Source organism: Gordonia rubripertincta (assembly GCF_038024875.1).
Taxonomy (GTDB): Bacteria; Actinomycetota; Actinomycetes; order Mycobacteriales; family Mycobacteriaceae; genus Gordonia; species Gordonia rubripertincta.
Genome location: NZ_CP136136.1, coordinates 4,905,681 through 4,922,003, shown reverse-complemented (window position 1 = coordinate 4,922,003; position 16,323 = coordinate 4,905,681). Strand labels below are relative to the sequence as shown.

Genomic DNA, 16,323 nt, shown 5'->3' with positions numbered 1-16,323 from the left:
CGGAAACCGGTACGCACCCCGCACTTTGTGGTTCGGCCGTCAGTCGACCCGACGGACTGCGCCCTTGTCGGCCGAGGTCGCGAGCTTCGCGTACGCGCGCAGCGCGGTCGTGACGGTGCGCTGGCGGTCCTTCGGCTGCCACGGACGTTCGGAGGCCTCCATCTTCGCGCGGCGCTCGGCGAGAATCTCGTCGTCGACGAGGACCTCGAGGCGACGGGTCTTGACGTCGATGAGGATCCGGTCGCCGTCCTCGACGAGTCCGATCGCGCCACCCGACGCCGCCTCCGGCGACATGTGGCCGACCGACAGACCCGACGATCCACCGGAGAACCGGCCGTCGGTGATGAGCGCGCACTTCTTGCCCATGCCGGTGCCCTTCATGAAGGCGGTCGGGTGCAGCATCTCCTGCATACCCGGACCGCCTGCGGGTCCCTCGTAGCGAACGACGAGAACCTCGCCGGCCTGGATGGTCTTGGACAGGATCACCTGAACGGCGTCCTCCTGGCTCTCGACCACACGTGCCGGACCCTCGAAGTGCCACAGGTCCTCGTCGATGCCCGCGGTCTTCAGCACGGCGCCGTCAGGCGCGAGGTTGCCGCGCAGGACGCACAGCCCGCCCTCGACGGTGTAGGCGTGTGCGAGGTCGCGGATGCAGCCGCCGGCGGCGTCGGTGTCGAGTGAGCTCCACCGGTTGGCGGTCGAGAACGGGGTGGTGGTGCGCACGCCGCCCGGCGCCGCATGGAACAGTTCGACGGCCTCGTCGAGGGCCTTGCCGCCGCGGATGTCCCAGTCGTCGAGCGCCTGGGCGAGGGTCGGGCTGTACACCGTCGAGGTGGTGTCGTCGAGAAGTCCGGCGCGACGCAGTTCACCGAGGATCGCGGGGATTCCGCCGGCCCGGTGGACGTCCTCCATGTGGTAGTCGGAGTTGGGGGAGACCTTCGACAGGCAGGGAACGTTGCGGCTGATCTCGTCGATGGTCGACAGATCGAAGTCGGCGACCTCGCCCTCCTGCGCCGCGGCGAGGATGTGCAGCACGGTGTTGGTCGAGCCGCCCATGGCGACGTCGAGCGCCATCGCGTTCCGGAACGCGGCCGGGGTCGCGATGCTGCGCGGCAGCACCGACGCGTCGTCCTCGCGGTACCAACGGTTCGCGGCGTCGATGACGACCTTGCCGGCGCGCTCGAACAGCGCCCGTCGCGCCTCGTGGGTGGCCAGCGTGGATCCGTTGCCGGGCAGGGCCAGTCCGAGGGCCTCGGTGAGGCAGTTCATCGAGTTGGCGGTGAACATGCCCGAACACGAGCCACAGGTCGGGCAGGCCGACCGCTCGACCTCGCTCAGCCCGTCCTCGTCCACGTCGCTGTTGGCCGAGGCGGAGATCGCGGTGATCAGGTCGGTGGGCGCCTGGGCGACACCGTCGACGACGACCGCCTTGCCGGCTTCCATCGGACCGCCGGACACGAAGACGGTCGGGATGTTCAGGCGCATCGCGGCATTCAGCATGCCGGGGGTGATCTTGTCGCAGTTGGAGATGCACACCAGCGCGTCGGCGGTGTGGGCGTTGACCATGTATTCGACGGAGTCGGCGATGATCTCGCGGGACGGCAGCGAGTAGAGCATGCCGCCGTGGCCCATCGCGATGCCGTCGTCGACGGCGATGGTGTGGAACTCACGCGGGACGCCGCCCGCGGCTCGCACTGCGTCGGCGACGATCTCGCCGACATCCTTGAGGTGCACATGGCCCGGCACGAACTGCGTGTACGAGTTGGCGATCGCCACGATCGGCTTGCCGAAATCGTCGTCGGTCATACCGGTGGCGCGCCACAGGGAGCGGGCGCCGGCGGCTTCGCGGCCGACGGTGGTGGTGCGTGACCTCAAGGCTGGCATGGGTTCCTCATATCGATCGTCGGGTCGGGCAGAGTCGGCGTCGCCGAACGCCTTCGGGCATCTGCTGGGCCGAAGTCGTTCTGCGCGTCGGACTCTTGGCGTCAACACCGCGATCCCGGGGGTTTGTCTCACTCGGGCTGTGTGGCCCCGGGAACTGGGTTGAACGGCGTCGCACGCTGAGGGTGGGCGTCGCGAGTCGCCGAGAGACCAGGCTACTCCGCTGTGACATGGGGAAACAAAACGATTCGGGCGTGACCCCGGGCCGTCGACGAGACGGCGGCGAACTCAGATTCCCAGAACCGCCTTGGCGATGGAGAAGTAGACGATCAGGCCGGTCGCATCGCAGAACGTCGAGATGAACGGGGTGGAGAAGACGGCGGGGTCCACCCGGATGGATTTCGCGACCAGCGGCATCACGCCGCCGACGGTCGCGGCCATCGTGCAGATCGACACGATCGTCAGCCCGATGACCGCGCCGATGTCGACGCCGTAGACCAGTGCGGCGACGGCGAACCCGACGACGCCGAGCAATGATCCCATCGTCAGCCCGACCCGGACCTCCTTGGCGGCGACCCGCACGACGTCGCGGGTGGTGACGTCGTCGGTCGCGAGGGCGCGGGTGACGGTGGTGGCGGCCTGCGACCCGGTGTTGCCGCCGATGCCCGTCAGCAGCGGGATGAACAGGGCGAGGGCGACCTTCTGTTCGAGGGTGCCCTCGAAGATCTCCAGGACGTTGACGGTGAGGATCGCCGACACCGCGAGGACGAACAGCCACACGATGCGGGCGCGGGTGATCGACAGGATCGACGCGTGCAGGTACGGCTCGCGGAGCGGTTCGCGGGCACCGGCACGGGCCTCGTCGGTGTCGCGAGCCTGTTCGACGACCTCGACCGCGTCGTCGATGGTGAGAACGCCGACCAGTCGGTTGTCGCGATCGACGACCGGCATCGCGAGAATGCCGCGGTCGACGCATCGTTGGGCGGTGGACTCGGCGTCGTCGTCGGCGTGCGCGAACATCGGCTTGCTCATCAGCGCGGCGATGGGTGCGTCGGGTTCGGCGAGGAGGAGGTCGCGGAGGCTGACCACGCCACAGAGCGACCGCGCGTCGTCGAGGACGGGCACGGTGTAGATCGTCTCGGCGGCGTGGCCGCGGTCCTTGACCCGGGTGAGGGCGGCGCCGGCGGTCTCGTCGCGCCGGGCGTGGACGAACTCGGGGCTCATCCGACGCCCGACCGAACCGCGCGGGTAACCGAGCACGACGGCGGTGACGTCGCGTTCGCTGGGGGCGAGTTGTTGGATGAGGGCTCGGGCGACGCCGGCGGGCAGTTCGTCGAGGAGTTCGGCACGGTCGTCGGGGTCGAGGCGATCGAACGCGGTCGCCACCTCGACCGTCCCGAGATCGTCGATGAGCCGACGCTGGGAACCCGCGGCGAGGTCGTCGAAGACCTCGACGGCGAGATCCTTCGGGAGGAGACGGAAGGCCACGCCCCGCGCCTGATGGGACAGACGGTCGAGGAGCGCGGCGATGTCACCGGCGGGCAGCGCCGAGAGCGCCGTCGCGGCCGCCCCGAGTTGACCGTCGGAGATCAGGTCGTCGAGTTGGTTGGCGTCGAGCGTCGCGTACGTCACGCCGACGAGCCTAATGGTTGTTGCCGGTGCCAAAGCCGTTCGCGCAGCGACGATTCTGTGCCGCCGGGACTTCTCGGGCCTACTTGTCGCGGTTCGCGGCGGCCTCGAACGGATCCGGGATGCGACCCTTGCTCACCACGTTCAGCACGGGGAGATCGCGAAAACCGATGGCCGGTAACTTGACCCGCTGACCGTCGGGGCGGACCGCACGCACCGAGCTCCACTTGGGGAACTGCAGGCCGGCGATCTCGGACCAGGGGAGTTCGGTCGTGGACAGGGCGCCCACGGCGCGAAGTCCGTCCTCGGTGACGACCGTGCGGAGGCGGTGGATCCACATGTACAGGGCCACCGGGGCGACGAAGAGGAAGGCGAACCAGTACGAGGCGCCGAGCAGCAGGACCACCACGAGCGCGACCATCGGAACCGTGAAGTAGGCGACACGGTTGATGCGGAAGACCACGGGATAGGGGATCTCCGCAGAGTCGTCGGGTGTCGAGGCGGCGGGGTCGCTGGAATCAGTCGGCACATGTCCATTGTGCCAACCCGGCCACGAGGAACGCGGCGTCGGGTCTACCCGGCGGTAGTCGGTGAGACGTCCGTCACCACCAGTGGGTTCTCATCATGTGGGACGGCGTGGTCCGGAGTTTGACTCAGAACGACGCGCGGTCCTACCGTGATCAACGTGATGACAAACGGGATCCTCGTAGTAATCGGCTGGCGCGTCGCCTGACCGGTCACTTCACAGACCCCTACCGGCATCGACGCGCCACCCTCGAACAGCGGAAGCTGTCGGGGGTTTTTTCATGTCAGGTAGTCACATCACCCCACCACCGAAATACAGACAAGATGAGGATCGTGCAGTGAGCGCACCAACAGCACGCACCGACGCCGGCCGTGATGAGCCGACGCGTAACGCCGGACTGCGTCAGCAGTCTCCCGCGGCGGGCAACCTCCGTGCGGTAGGTCAGCACACCGTCGCGCCGGAGCGCGTCAGCGGTGCGCAGTCTGTGGTCCGATCGCTCGAGGAGCTCGGTGTCGAGGTCGTCTTCGGCATCCCCGGCGGCGCGGTGCTGCCGGTCTACGACCCGCTGCTCGACTCCACCAAGGTCCGCCACGTCCTCGTGCGCCACGAGCAGGGTGCGGGCCACGCCGCCACCGGCTACGCGCAGGTCGCGGGTCGCGCCGGCGTGATGATGGCGACCTCGGGCCCGGGGGCCACCAACCTCGTGACCCCGCTCGCCGACGCCCAGATGGACTCGGTGCCCGTCGTCGCCATCACCGGCCAGGTCGGCCGCTCGCTGATCGGCACCGACGCCTTCCAGGAAGCCGACATCTCCGGCATCACCATGCCGATCACGAAGCACAACTTCCTGGTCAGCCGGGCCATCGACATCCCCAAGACCATCGCCGAGGCCTTCCACATCGCCGAAAGCGGCCGTCCCGGTGCGGTTCTCGTCGACATCCCGAAGGACATCCTGCAGAGCCAGACCACGTTCTCGTGGCCGCCGCAGATCGACCTGCCCGGCTACCGTCCGGTCACCAAGCCGCACGGCAAGCAGGTCCGGGAGGCGGCTCGCCTGATCAACGCCGCCAAGGCGCCGGTCCTCTACGTCGGTGGCGGCGTCATCAAGGCCAACGCCTCCGAAGAGTTGCTCGAGCTCGCCGAGCTGACCGGCATCCCGGTCGTCACGACCCTGATGGCGCGCGGCGCGTTCCCCGACAGCCACGACCAGCACCTGGGCATGCCGGGTATGCACGGCACCGTCGCGGCCGTGGGCGCCCTGCAGCGCAGCGATCTGCTCATCACCCTCGGCGCCCGGTTCGACGACCGCGTGACCGGTCAGCTCGACTCCTTCGCGCCCGATGCCAAGGTCATCCACGCCGACATCGACCCGGCCGAGATCGGCAAGAACCGTCCGGTCGACGTGCCGATCGTCGGCGACTGCAAGGCGGTCATCGCCGAGCTGACCGAGACGCTGCGCGACGAGCGGGCGACCACCGGCACCACGCCGGACCTGTCGGAGTGGTGGACCTACCTCGACGGCATCCGGAAGACCTACCCGCTGAGCTACGACCGTCAGACCGACGGTTCGATGTCGCCGGAGTTCGTCATCCAAGCGCTGGGCAAGGCCGCCGGACCCGACGCGGTGTACTGCGCCGGCGTCGGGCAGCACCAGATGTGGGCCGCGCAGTTCATCTCCTACGAGAAGCCGCGCACCTGGCTCAACTCCGGTGGTCTGGGCACGATGGGTTACGCGGTGCCCGCCGCCATGGGCGCCAAGGCCGCCGCACCCGACACCGAGGTCTGGGCCATCGACGGCGACGGCTGCTTCCAGATGACCAACCAGGAACTGGCCACCTGCGCGATCGAGGGCATCCCGATCAAGGTCGCGCTGATCAACAACGGCAACCTGGGCATGGTCCGCCAGTGGCAGACCCTCTTCTACGAAGAGCGCTACTCCAACACCGACCTTGCCACGCACTCCCGGATGATCCCGGACTTCGTGAAGCTGGCAGAGGCGTTGGGCTGCGTCGCATTCCGCGTGGAGCGCGAGGAGGACGTCGACGACGTCATCGCACAGGCACGTGCGATCAACGACCGCCCGGTCGTCATCGACTTCATCGTCGGCAAGGACGCCCAGGTGTGGCCGATGGTCGCCGCGGGCACCGGCAACGACGAGATCATGGCGGCCCGCAACATCCGGCCGCTGTTCGACGACGACGAGTCGGCGTCGGACCCGGTCGAGATCCACGAGACGATGAACGCCCCCCGCGGGACCGTCGACCAGCAGGTTGACAACGCTCCGGCCGACCGCGCAGCAGAGAAGGACCAGAAGTGAGCACCACCCACACCCTCAGCGTCCTGGTCGAGGACCGGCCGGGCGTCCTGGCCCGCGTCTCCGGATTGTTCTCGCGTCGCGGGTTCAACATCGAGTCGCTGGCCGTCGGCCCGACCGAGCTCAAGGGGATCTCGCGGATGACCATCATGGTCTCTGTCGAGGACTTCCCGCTCGAGCAGGTCACCAAGCAGCTCAACAAGCTGGTGAACGTGATCAAGATCGTCGAGCAGGACCCGGCCAATTCGGTGTCCCGCGAGCTCATGATGGTCAAGGTCCGTTCGGATTCGACCGTGCGCACCGAGGTCATCGAGGTGGTGAACCTGTTCCGCGCCAAGGTCATCGACGTGTCGCCGGAATCGCTCACCATCGAGGCCACCGGTACGTCGGAGAAGCTCGAGGCTCTGCTGCGGATGCTCGATCCTTACGGCATCCGTGAGATCGCCCAGTCCGGCGCCGTTGCGCTCGGACGCGGACCGAAGAGCATGTCGGCCAATCGCTGACCGTAAACTCCGCTGGTGACAGCGGCGAAGAATTTATATGTCCCTCGGCGAGAGAGAGAATCGCGAGGGGCGCCACAAATCGAAGGGAAACAAAGTGGCCATCGAACTGTTCTACGACGACGACGCGGATCTGTCGATCATCCAGGGTCGCAAGGTCGCGGTGATCGGCTACGGCAGCCAGGGCCATGCGCATTCGCTGTCGCTGCGTGACTCGGGCGTCGACGTCGTCATCGGCCTGCGCGAGGGTTCCAAGTCCAAGGCCAAGGCCGAGGAGCAGGGCCTGAAGGTCCTGACCGCTTCCGAGGCTGCCGCCTGGGCCGACGTCATCATGGTCCTCGCACCCGACACCTCGCAGGCACAGATCTTCACCGAGGACATCGAGCCGAACCTGAAGGACGGCGACGCGCTGTTCTTCGGTCACGGCCTGAACATTCACTTCGGCCTGATCAAGGCTCCGGAGAACGTCACCGTCGCCATGGTCGCCCCGAAGGGCCCCGGCCACCTCGTTCGTCGTCAGTTCGTCGACGGCAAGGGTGTCCCCGCGCTCATCGCCGTCGCGCAGGACCCGAAGGGTGAGGGCCAGGCTCTCGCTCTCAGCTACGCCAGCGCAATCGGCGGTGGCCGCGCCGGAATCATCAAGACCACCTTCAAGGAAGAGACCGAGACCGACCTCTTCGGTGAGCAGGCCGTGCTGTGCGGTGGCACCGAGGAACTGGTCAAGGCCGGCTTCGAGGTCATGGTCGAGGCCGGTTACGCACCGGAGATGGCCTACTTCGAGGTGCTGCACGAGCTCAAGCTCATCGTCGACCTCATGTACGAGGGCGGCATCGCCCGCATGAACTACTCGGTGTCCGACACCGCCGAGTTCGGCGGCTACATCTCGGGCCCGCGCGTCATCGACGCCGACACCAAGGAGCGCATGCGCGCCATCCTGAAGGACATCCAGGACGGCACCTTCGTCAAGCGCCTCGTCGCCAACGTCGAGGGCGGCAACAAGGAGCTCGAGGGCCTGCGCAAGCAGAACGCCGAGCACCCGATCGAGGTCACCGGCAAGAAGCTGCGCGACCTGATGAGCTGGGTTGATCGTCCGATCACCGAGACCGCCTGAGTCTCTCTGCTCTGACCGCGGGCCCGCACCTTTCGAGGTGCGGGCCCGCCGTCGTCGGAGCGCAAAAGGTTGGGTTCACAAGAGCTGCGGCGGGGCGGAAGATGTCCCGGAAATGCACAACGCCCCGGGTGTGAACCCGGGGCGTCGCGAGGGGAAGTTCGATCAGGCGATCGTGAATCCCTTGTACTCGGGGACCGAGGCCACCCGGTTCAGGATCGGCTTGATGTTGGTGCCGGTCTCCGGACCGAAGCAGCCGAGGAAGTAGTAGGCATTCACCATGCCGACGAGGCGGTCACCGACCACGACGGGGCTGCCGGAGTCGCCTTCGATCACGCACAGCTGGCTGAGATGGACGTCACCCTCGGAGAACCAGGCGATGCCACAGGTGTTGCCGGTGGTGCGACCTTCCTTGCACGCGATGGTGGGGAAGCCGATGGGGCGGGGATCGACCGAGCGGATCGTCACGCCGCGGACGGTGCGCAGCGGCACGACCTTCGAGGCGTCCATCTGGATGATCGCCATGTCGAGGTCGGAGAACGAATGGGTGATGGTGCCGGCCTGCCCGCGGTCCTGGAAGGTCTCCGAGTAGACCTTCTGGCCGGGGTTACCGCAGTGTCCCGCGGTGATGCCGATGAGCTTGCCGGTCTTGGAGCGGCCGATCGTCGTCAGGGTGCAGGCTGCAGCGGAGTTTCCACCTTTGAGGACAAGAATTCCAGAGCCGCCCCCGAGGAAGATCTTTGCCGGGGCCGCGACCGCGACACCCGCTCCCCAGCCGGCGAGCACCGTCGCAGCCAAAACCGCCAACAGTGCCGTCAGCTTCTTCGTCATCCGCTCTCCACTTCTGATTCGCAATGCGCCGAAACGCCTGCCGGAACTGGTCGCGGCAGGCGGTCAAAGCACACCGTACCGGGACTCTCCGGCGTTCGCTCCTGCGTGGGATCGACCCGCGGTCGGTTTGCAACCCTTCCGTGATGCTTGCCGCAGCGCGCCGTAATGCCCGTCACACTCTACCCAGCCCCACGGACACGGCGTCACTTTCAGGGTAGACCGCCTGTTCGGGGCCATCTACCAGACCTTTAAGCTGTGACACGGAGAGTCCACGACGCTCCGTCCTGCCAAAGGTGAGAATTCGCACCTGCCCCGAACCTGGAGAAAAGACTGTGAGCTCTGCTGGCCGCCCGGTCGTACTCATCGCCGACAAGCTGGCGCCGTCCACCGTGGAAGCACTCGGTGACGGTGTCGAGGTGCGATGGGTCGACGGCCCGGACCGTCCCAAGCTGCTCGAGGCCGTCGTCGACGCCGACGCCATCCTCGTGCGTTCCGCGACGACTGTCGACGCCGAGGTCCTCGACGCCGGCAAGAAGCTGAAGATCATCGCGCGCGCCGGTGTCGGTCTCGACAACGTCGACGTCCCCGCCGCCACCGAACGCGGCGTCATGGTCGTCAACGCGCCGACCTCCAACATCCACACCGCCGCCGAGCACGCCATCGCGCTGCTGATGTCGGCGTCGCGCCAGATCCCGGCCGCCGACGCCACCCTGCGTGAGAAGACGTGGAAGCGTTCGGCTTTCAACGGTGTCGAGATCTTCGACAAGACCGTCGGCGTCGTCGGCCTCGGCCGCATCGGTCAGCTGGTCGCCGCACGTCTGGCCGCCTTCGAGACCCACATCATCGCGTACGACCCCTACGTCTCGCCGGCCCGGGCCGCTCAGCTCGGCATCGAGCTGGTCAGCCTCGACGAGCTCCTCGAGCGCGCCGACTTCATCACCGTGCACCTGCCCAAGACGCCCGAGACCCTCGGTCTCATCGGCGCCGAGCAGCTCGCCCGCACCAAGAAGGGCGTCGTCATCGTCAACGCCGCCCGCGGTGGTCTGATCGACGAGCAGGCACTGGCCGACGCCATCAACTCCGGCCAGGTCCGCGCTGCCGGCCTCGACGTCTTCGCGACCGAGCCCTGCACCGACTCGCCGCTGTTCGACCTCCCGCAGGTCGTCGTGACCCCGCACCTCGGCGCCTCCACCAGCGAGGCCCAGGACCGTGCCGGCACCGATGTCGCCAAGAGCGTCCGCCTCGCCCTGGCCGGTCACTTCGTGCCCGACGCCGTCAACATCACCGGCGGCGCGGTCGACGAAGAGGTCGCCCCGTGGCTCGAGGTCGCGCGCAAGGCCGGTGTCCTCGTCGGCGCCATCAGCAAGGAGCCGCCGACCTCGCTGGTTGTCGATGTCCGCGGTGAGCTGGCCGCCAAGAACGTCGAGGTCCTCGGGCTCTCGGCGCTGCGCGGCCTGTTCTCGGCCGTCCTCGACGAGCCGGTCACCTTCGTCAACGCTCCGGCCGTGGCCGAGAGCCGTGGTGTCACCAGCGAGGTGACCACCGCTCCGGAGAGCCCCAACCACCGCAGCGTCGTCGACGTCAAGGCAGTGTTCGCCGATGGTTCGGTCCACAACGTCTCCGGCACGCTCACCGAGCCGCGCCTGGTCGAGAAGATCGTGAACATCAACGGCCGCAACTTCGACCTCCGCGCCGAGGGCCACAACCTGATCGTCAGCTACGCGGATCGTCCGGGCTCGCTCGGCAAGATCGGCACGCTCCTCGGTGACGCCGGCGTCGACATCCTCGCCGCCGGTCTGTCGCAGGACGCCGAGGGTGAAGGCGCCACGATGATGCTGCGCGTCAGCAGCGCGCTGACCGACGAGGTCGTCGAGGCCATCGGTTCGGCGGTGGGCGCCACCCTGATCGTGCAGGTGGATCTGTCGTGAAACTCGCTGTCATCGCCGGCGACGGCATCGGACCCGAGGTCATCGGGGAGGCGCTCGGCGTCCTCGAGACCGTCGTCCCGTCGGTGAGCACCACCGAGTTCGATCTCGGTGCTCGCCGCTACCACCGCAACGGTGAACTCCTCACCGAGGACGACCTGGAGTCGCTGCGCCGCCACGACGCAATCCTGTTGGGCGCCATCGGCGATCCGTCGGTGCCGCCGGGCATCCTCGAGCGCGGCCTGCTGCTCACGATGCGTTTCGCCCTCGATCACCACGTGAACCTGCGTCCGTCGCGCCGGTACCCCGGTGTCACCTCGCCGCTGGCCGGCGACCCCGAGATCGACTTCGTCGTCGTCCGTGAGGGCACCGAGGGTCCCTACACCGGCAACGGCGGCGCGATCCGCGTAGGCACTCCGCACGAGGTGGCCACCGAGGTCAGTGTCAACACCCGATTCGGCGTCGAACGCGTGGTGCGCAACGCTTTCCAGCGTGCACAGCAGCGTCGTAAGAAGCTCACGCTGGTCCACAAGACCAATGTGCTCGGCTTCGCCGGATCGCTGTGGAGCCGTGCGGTCGAGGAGATCGGCGCCGAATTCCCCGACGTCACCACCGATTACTGCCACGTGGACGCGGCGACCATCTACCTGGTCACCGATCCCGGCCGCTTCGACGTGGTCGTCACCGACAACCTGTTCGGCGACATCATCACCGACATCGCGGCTGCCGTCAGCGGCGGCATCGGACTGGCGGCGTCGGGCAACATCGACGCCACCGGCGCGAATCCGTCGATGTTCGAACCGGTTCACGGTTCGGCACCCGACATCGCCGGTCAGGGCAAGGCCGATCCGACCGCCGCCATCCTGTCGACCGCCCTGCTCCTGCAACACCTCGGTGAGAACGACGCCGCGGCCCGGATCGAGAAGGCCGTCGCCGACGACCTCGCCGAGCGCGGCGGACCGGTCGTCACCGGTGAGGTCGGCAAGCGCATCCGCGAACGCCTCGCCTGAGGGTCCGCGGACCGGCACCAACGGAATCAACCCACCACCCGACGATCGGGTGGTGGGTTGATCCATATGTGGTGAGTTCGGCGGCCGGTCAGGCCTTCACGGGCTCCTCGACCAGCCGCTGGGCGTCGCGCGGCACCAGGGGGGTGGCCGCCAGTGGGGCGAGCGCGGTGACCGCGAACGCCGCCGGGAAACCGACCGCGGCGATCAGTGCACCCAGCACGGGCGTCGTCGCGGCGGTGACCAGGTACTGACCCGTGTTCTGCACCGCGAGTCCGCGTCCGCTCCAGGCCGGCCCGGCGAACTCGGCGATTGCGGTGAACGCCAGGCCGTTGTCGGCCACCGAGATCACGCCGGCCACGGCCATCAGTGCGGGCGCGACGGGACTGTCGAACCAATCCGCCACGGCGAGAGCGCACATCGAAGCGACACCGGCGACCGCGATGACCCGCACCGGACGCATCCGGGAGAGCCAGGCATCCGACCATCGGCCCGCGGCGATCCGGCCGAACGCGCCGATCACCTGCGTCACGGTGATCAGGATTCCGGCACCGGCGGGCGACCAGTCGTGTGCCACGATCAACCACGTGGGTACGAAGGTCCACATCATCGACTGCGGTACGACGAGCAGCATGCTTACGGCGTGCACCCGGGCGAGGAACGAGTTGCCCCGGTAGGGGTTTCGGCCGGTCGTGGAATCGTCTTTGTGGCCGACGGAGCTCGCACGACGCGGCGGGTCGCTGATGCCGATCAGCACAGCCAGCAAGCCGGCGGCGGTGATCACGGCCGGGATGGCCAGGGCCGCAGCGGGTCCCTGGGTGGCCGCGACAACCGGCATGGTCAGCGCGCACACACCGATGCCCAGGGGTTGCGCCATCTGCCGGACACCCATCGCGGTGCCGCGCTGCTGAGCGGGGAACCAGCCCACCACGATCCGGCCGCTGGCCCCGTTGGCGGCGCCGGATCCGATGCCGCCCACCAGGAGAGCCGCGCCGATGAGGACATATGAGGCATCGGTGGCCGCAGCAACGGCCGCGCCGGTGGCGCCCACGAGCGAGATCGACAGAGAGATCAGCAGGATCCGGCGTTCGCCGTAACGGTCCAGCAGTATTCCCCACAGGAACGTGGCCATCGTGAGGCCGATCGTCGGGATGGCGGCGAGTGTCGCCGCCGCGGTGAGGGTCAGTCCGGCATCGGTGTGGAGCGCGGGGATCAGGTACGCGACGCCGCTCACGACGCAGGTGGTCGTCAGCGCGGCTAGCAGTGAGCATCCGAGGATGACCCACCTCCTGGTGTTGGACATGATGCTCAGGTCATCCATCCGAACTCACCCCGCTCTCTGCATCTCACAGTGTGGAACAATTGGCTCACATTCTAAGACCGCCGGAAGGGTCCGCCAACTCGACTCCCAACGGATGGGATCGGTGGGTGCGATAGGGTCTGGACATGCGCTTAGGTCGAATTGCGAGTCCCGACGGAGTGGCCTTTGTGTCCGTCGAAGGGGAAGGCGACGACGCAGTCGCCAAGGAGATCGCCGAGCATCCGTTCGGCACCCCGACGTTCACCGGTCGCTCCTGGAAACTGGCCGACGTCCGTGTGCTGGCCCCGATCCTGGCCAGCAAGGTGATCTGCATCGGTAAGAACTACGCCGCGCACGCGGCCGAGATGGGTGGCGAGGCGCCGGCCGATCCGGTGATCTTCATCAAGCCGAACACCTCCATCATCGGTCCCGAGGTCCCGATCGTGCGTCCGCCGTCGTCGGAACGCGTGGACTACGAAGGCGAGTTGGCTGTCGTCATCGGCCGTCCCTGCAAGGACGTCAAGGCCGCGCAGGCCAAGGACGTCATCCTGGGTTACACGATCGCCAACGACGTCACCGCCCGCGATCAGCAGAAGGCCGATGGTCAGTGGACGCGTGGCAAGAGTTACGACACCTTCTGCCCGCTCGGTCCCTGGATCGAGACCTCCTTCGATCCGTCCGACGTCGAACTCGTCACCGAGCTCGACGGAGCGGTCAAGCAGCGCACCCGGACGTCGTTGATGCTGCACGACATCGGCGAGATCGTCGAGTGGATCACGCGGATCATGACCCTGCTCCCCGGTGACGTGATCCTCACGGGCACGCCAGAAGGGGTGGGACCCATGGTTGCCGGACAACGGGTCTCGGTGACCGTCAACGGAATCGGCACGCTCTCCAACCCGGTGGTGGACAAGGCATGACAGCTCCCAGCACGGCACGCGTCAACGGCATCGACATCTCCTACAGCGTGGCCGGCAGCGGCCCGCTCGTCGTCATGGTGATGGGCACCGGAAGTCCCGGTCGCGTGTGGAAGGCCAATCAAGAACCGGCACTGGTGAAGGCGGGCTACACCGTCGTCACCTTCGACAACCGCGGCATCGCCCCGTCGTCGGAATGCCCGGAGGGTTTCGGCCTCGACGACATGGTCGCCGACACCGCCGCGCTCATCGAGCATCTGGACCGCGGTCCGGCCATCGTCGTGGGAACCTCGCTGGGCGCCCGGATCACCCAGGAACTCGCTCTGGCCCGGCCCGATGTCGTGAAGGCGGCCGTCCTGATCGCCACCTACGGGCGGAACACCCCGCTGCAGGAAGCGATCTCGGCCGGTGAGCGCGCGCTCTACGACAACAAGATCAAGCTGCCGTCGGAGTACCAGGCGGCCATCACAGCTCATCTCAACCTGTCGCCGCACACCCTCGACGACGACCGCGCGGCTCGGGACTGGCTCGACATCATCGGTTTCTCGCCGCAGACGATCACCCCGGGCGTGCGTGCGCAGCTCGAACTCCACAACAAGGAGTCCGACCGGCTCTCGGCGTATCGCAACATCACCCGTCCGACGCTCGTCGTCGGTTTCGCCGACGACCGCACGTTGCCGCCGAAGCTGGCTCGCGAGGTGGCCGAGGCGATTCCGGGCGCGGAGTACGTACAGATCGAACGTGCCGGGCATTTCGGCTATCTCGAACAACCGGCCGAGGTGAACCGCGTGCTCGTCGACTTCTGCGGGCGGTTCCGGGACTGAACGCGCCGGTCAGGGCCTGAGGCGGTTTCGTTACCCTGAAGGTCATGACCAGTAGTGAGACCGTACGAGTCCGATTCTGTCCGTCCCCGACCGGTACACCCCATGTGGGACTCGTGCGGACCGCGCTGTTCAACTTCGCCCAGGCGCGTCACGACGGCGGAACCTTCGTGTTCCGCATCGAGGACACCGATTCGTCGCGTGACAGCGAGGAGTCGTACCAGGCCATCCTCGACGCCCTGCGCTGGCTCGGGATGGACTGGGATGAGGGGCCCGAGGTGGGTGGTCCCTACGGTCCCTACCGACAGTCGGAGCGGCGCGACATCCACGCCGACGTCGTCAAGCGTCTCCTCGAGGCGGGGGAGGCCTACGAGGCCTTCTCGACCCCGGAAGAGGTCGAGGCGCGGCACAAGGCTGCCGGGCGTGATCCCAAGCTCGGCTACGACAACTTCGACCGCGATCTCACCGACGAGCAGCGGGAGGCCTACCGTGCCGAGGGTCGCAAACCGGTTGTCCGCCTGCGCATGCCGGACACGGACCTCACCTGGGACGACCTCGTCCGCGGTACGACGACCATCAAGGCTGGCACCGTTCCCGACTTCGCGCTGACCCGCGCGTCTGGCGACCCGCTGTACACATTGGTCAACCCGGTCGACGACGCGATGATGAAGATCACCCACGTCCTTCGTGGCGAGGACCTGCTCTCGTCGACGCCGCGGCAACTCGCGCTGTACGAGGCGCTCATCCGCATCGGCGTCGCCGACTTCGTCCCCCAGTTCGCCCATCTGCCGTTCGTGATGGGCGAGGGCAACAAGAAGCTGTCCAAGCGCGACCCCCAGTCGAACCTCTTCCATCACCGCGATCGGGGTTTCATCCCGGAGGGTCTGCTCAACTACCTGGCCCTTCTCGGGTGGGGTTACTCGAGCGACGTCGATGTCTTCTCGCTGGACGAAATGATCGCGGCTTTCGATGTGCGACAGGTCAATTCGAATCCTGCGCGTTTCGACCAGAAGAAGGCCGACGCGATCAACGCCGAGCACATCCGCCGACTCGAACTCGGTGACTTCACCGCACGCCTCAAGGAATTCCTCGTCGGTCACGGCCATCTGTCGGAGCCGGTAGACGATGTGAGTTTCGCCGCACTCGCCGAGCTGGTCCAGACGCGTATCCAGGTCCTCGGCGACGCCTGGGACCTCATCAAGTTCGTCTACGTGTCCGACGACGACTTCACCATCGACGAGAAGGCCGCGAGCAAGAACCTGGGTGCCGACGCGGTGGCCGTTCTCGACGCCACGATCGCAGCCATCGAGCCGTTGGCCTCCTGGACCACACAGGAGCTGCAGGACGCGCTCAACGGGGCTCTGGTGGACGGTATGGAGCTCAAACCGCGTAAGGCGTTCGGTCCGGTGCGGGTCGCCGTGACCGGTTCGCAGGTGAGTCCGCCGCTCTTCGAGTCGATGGAGATCCTGGGTCGGGAGAAGACCCTCGCGCGCCTCGCCGCAGCCCGTGAGATCGCTGCAAATTAGCCCTCTGAGCTGCACGTTTGTGGACTTCCAGTAACCCT

Annotated in this window: 13 protein-coding genes; 8 read left to right on the top strand and 5 right to left on the bottom strand. The window is 67.3% G+C overall.

Going from position 1 to position 16,323, the window contains the following annotated elements:
• Positions 1–39 precede the first annotated feature (39 nt).
• From ilvD to RVF83_RS22400, 3 genes are all read right to left on the bottom strand, one after another.
• Positions 40–1,884: a dihydroxy-acid dehydratase gene (gene ilvD, locus RVF83_RS22410; protein WP_039880233.1), complete on the bottom strand. Its 1,845-nt coding sequence runs from the start codon at positions 1,882–1,884 to the stop codon at positions 40–42.
• 285 nt (positions 1,885–2,169) lie between these two features.
• Complete coding sequence (mgtE, locus tag RVF83_RS22405) at positions 2,170–3,513, bottom strand: magnesium transporter (protein ID WP_005197008.1); 1,344 nt, start codon at positions 3,511–3,513, stop codon at positions 2,170–2,172.
• Positions 3,514–3,592: 79 nt separating this feature from the next.
• On the bottom strand, positions 3,593–4,039 hold the full coding sequence (locus RVF83_RS22400) for a PH domain-containing protein (RefSeq protein ID WP_005197010.1): 447 nt from the start codon (positions 4,037–4,039) through the stop codon (positions 3,593–3,595).
• Positions 4,040–4,373: 334 nt separating this feature from the next.
• On the opposite strand from RVF83_RS22400, the gene RVF83_RS22395 reads away from it, so the two are divergent.
• The 3 genes from RVF83_RS22395 to ilvC all read left to right on the top strand — a co-directional run bounded on the left by RVF83_RS22395 (position 4,374) and on the right by ilvC (position 7,961).
• Positions 4,374–6,353 (top strand): acetolactate synthase large subunit, encoded by a 1,980-nt coding sequence (locus tag RVF83_RS22395; RefSeq protein WP_119032788.1) that lies wholly within the window; start codon positions 4,374–4,376, stop codon positions 6,351–6,353.
• Positions 6,350–6,853, top strand: a complete 504-nt coding sequence (ilvN, locus tag RVF83_RS22390; protein WP_005199381.1) for an acetolactate synthase small subunit — start codon at positions 6,350–6,352, stop codon at positions 6,851–6,853. Before RVF83_RS22395 ends, ilvN begins: the two co-directional genes overlap by 4 nt.
• Positions 6,854–6,947: 94 nt before the next feature.
• Positions 6,948–7,961, top strand: a complete 1,014-nt coding sequence (gene ilvC, locus RVF83_RS22385; RefSeq protein ID WP_039880683.1) for a ketol-acid reductoisomerase — start codon at positions 6,948–6,950, stop codon at positions 7,959–7,961.
• 162 nt (positions 7,962–8,123) lie between these two features.
• On the opposite strand, the gene RVF83_RS22380 is transcribed toward ilvC, so the two are convergent.
• Positions 8,124–8,789 carry a S1 family peptidase gene (locus RVF83_RS22380; RefSeq protein WP_005199379.1) on the bottom strand — a complete coding sequence of 222 codons (666 nt, stop codon included), beginning with the start codon at positions 8,787–8,789 and terminating at the stop codon, positions 8,124–8,126.
• Between the two features lie 332 nt (positions 8,790–9,121).
• On the opposite strand from RVF83_RS22380, the gene serA reads away from it, so the two are divergent.
• Positions 9,122–10,717, top strand: a complete 1,596-nt coding sequence (gene serA / locus RVF83_RS22375; RefSeq protein WP_005199378.1) for a phosphoglycerate dehydrogenase — start codon at positions 9,122–9,124, stop codon at positions 10,715–10,717.
• Positions 10,714–11,724, top strand: a complete 1,011-nt coding sequence (locus tag RVF83_RS22370) for a 3-isopropylmalate dehydrogenase (protein WP_005199377.1) — start codon at positions 10,714–10,716, stop codon at positions 11,722–11,724. The genes serA and RVF83_RS22370 overlap by 4 nt, the downstream gene beginning before the upstream one ends.
• A gap of 88 nt (positions 11,725–11,812) precedes the next feature.
• On the opposite strand, the gene RVF83_RS22365 is transcribed toward RVF83_RS22370, so the two are convergent.
• Complete coding sequence (locus RVF83_RS22365; protein ID WP_005199376.1) at positions 11,813–13,042, bottom strand: MFS transporter; 1,230 nt, start codon at positions 13,040–13,042, stop codon at positions 11,813–11,815.
• Between the two features lie 125 nt (positions 13,043–13,167).
• Between RVF83_RS22365 and RVF83_RS22360 the strand changes: the two genes are divergently transcribed.
• The 3 genes from RVF83_RS22360 to gltX are packed head-to-tail and all read left to right on the top strand — an operon-like array spanning position 13,168 to position 16,285.
• Positions 13,168–13,941, top strand: a complete 774-nt coding sequence (locus RVF83_RS22360; protein WP_005199375.1) for a fumarylacetoacetate hydrolase family protein — start codon at positions 13,168–13,170, stop codon at positions 13,939–13,941.
• Positions 13,938–14,762 (top strand): alpha/beta fold hydrolase, encoded by an 825-nt coding sequence (locus tag RVF83_RS22355; RefSeq protein ID WP_005199374.1) that lies wholly within the window; start codon positions 13,938–13,940, stop codon positions 14,760–14,762. The genes RVF83_RS22360 and RVF83_RS22355 overlap by 4 nt, the downstream gene beginning before the upstream one ends.
• Before the next feature lie 44 nt (positions 14,763–14,806).
• The gene (gltX, locus tag RVF83_RS22350; protein ID WP_039880674.1) at positions 14,807–16,285 is read left to right on the top strand and encodes a glutamate--tRNA ligase; all 1,479 of its coding nucleotides are present in this window, start codon (positions 14,807–14,809) and stop codon (positions 16,283–16,285) included.
• Positions 16,286–16,323: the final 38 nt, after the last annotated feature.

Excerpts from the sequence above, each read along its gene's own strand:
- ilvD (WP_039880233.1), bottom strand. The coding sequence starts at position 1,884 with ATGCCAGCCTTGAGGTCACGCACCACCACCGTCGGCCGCGAAGCCGCC.
- RVF83_RS22380 (WP_005199379.1), bottom strand. The coding sequence starts at position 8,789 with ATGACGAAGAAGCTGACGGCACTGTTGGCGGTTTTGGCTGCGACGGTG.
- RVF83_RS22365 (WP_005199376.1), bottom strand. The coding sequence starts at position 13,042 with ATGGATGACCTGAGCATCATGTCCAACACCAGGAGGTGGGTCATCCTC.
- RVF83_RS22360 (WP_005199375.1), top strand. The coding sequence starts at position 13,168 with ATGCGCTTAGGTCGAATTGCGAGTCCCGACGGAGTGGCCTTTGTGTCC.
- RVF83_RS22355 (WP_005199374.1), top strand. The coding sequence starts at position 13,938 with ATGACAGCTCCCAGCACGGCACGCGTCAACGGCATCGACATCTCCTAC.
- gltX (WP_039880674.1), top strand. The coding sequence starts at position 14,807 with ATGACCAGTAGTGAGACCGTACGAGTCCGATTCTGTCCGTCCCCGACC.